This is a genomic window from Vibrio crassostreae (assembly GCF_041439375.1).
GTDB classification, from domain to species: Bacteria; Pseudomonadota; Gammaproteobacteria; order Enterobacterales; family Vibrionaceae; genus Vibrio; species Vibrio crassostreae_D.
This window is the reverse complement of record NZ_JBGONY010000139.1, coordinates 1-1,195: the sequence shown is the minus strand read 5'-3', so window position 1 is coordinate 1,195 and position 1,195 is coordinate 1. Positions and strand designations below refer to the sequence as shown.

General features: G+C 43.3%; 1 protein-coding gene. It reads right to left on the bottom strand.

Annotated features, from left to right (window positions below; genetic code table 11):
• Positions 1–26: 26 nt before the first annotated feature.
• On the bottom strand, positions 27–1,127 hold the full coding sequence (locus ACED45_RS24025; protein ID WP_371715211.1) for an ISAs1 family transposase: 1,101 nt from the start codon (positions 1,125–1,127) through the stop codon (positions 27–29).
• Positions 1,128–1,195: the final 68 nt, after the last annotated feature.

Here is a 1,195-nt window from a genome sequence, read left to right as displayed (position 1 = left end):
CAGGGCGCGAGCATACTTTGATGAATTTATAATCCAAAGAACACTCGGGCTCGATAATCATCGCTCCATCCAGCTTTCTTCAACTTCACCTTCTGGCTTGGTGCTCCACAATCGCATTGCTTCAACATATTCATCACGAAGCGTCTAAACAACGCTATATTTTCTACCGCACCATCTAACGTTATGCGAGAGTTATCCTCTTTAAAAACAACATCTAAAATGTAATGCTGGCTGTTTTCAATTCGCCAATGCTGTCGAATATAGTGCCCTAACAATTTGTGATTCGGAGACAAGGAACTTATGTAATACGAGGTATCTACGGTGCCTTTTCCGTTGATTACTCGATGTCGCTCTACCGCTATAATGCTACGTACCGTCGGCCATTTTTTCGTTAGCTCTTCAGGTAATTTGGCCTTTAATTGAAATACGTACCGTTCTTCGCTACGGCCATGATGCTTCTCTTTGATTTCGGTAACGACTTTTTCCTTACCTGCATCAAAGACTGCCTGAAATTGATCCACAACGGCGGCTCTTAACTTAGGCTGGTTGTTCTTCACTTGAACGACCACATGAGCCTTTTTCTCTGCGATTTTCTCTAGCGTATCACGCTGACAATGTAGTGCATCAACTGTGATTACACTGTCTTTTACGTTAATAACATCAAGCATTTGGCGTACCACGCTAATCTCGCCATTCTTGTTTTCAGTCGGCTTTTGACTCAGAACGAGACCACGTTCAGTGTCGTAGGCTGTCACCAATTGTAATGCTGTTTTCTTGTCGTTTCTGTACGAGCCACGCAGTACTTTTCCATCAAATGCGATGATGGACCTGTTCTGACTCGTTCGTTGCTCGTTAATCCACAGAGCTAACGCCTCAAGCAAAGACTCTGCGACAACAGAACGCAAGATGCGTGCGATCGTGTGTCGTCGTGGGATCCCGTGTTCAAATGGTCTATACCTCCTCAGCCAATCTAACTTCTCTTCCCCATAATATTCAATGTCTTGCCAGCCTTCACATCCTGATGCAATAGCACTGATAACAAGGAAAATTACGTCAATAAGGTCATGCTTTTGATTAATGTCAGATCGAGTATCTTCGACGACTGATAAATGTTCAATTATGTTCAAAATGGCTATGTAGATATGGGTTTGGAGCTATTAGATCATATCTGTTAACAAAGTGCGATCCCGCCCTG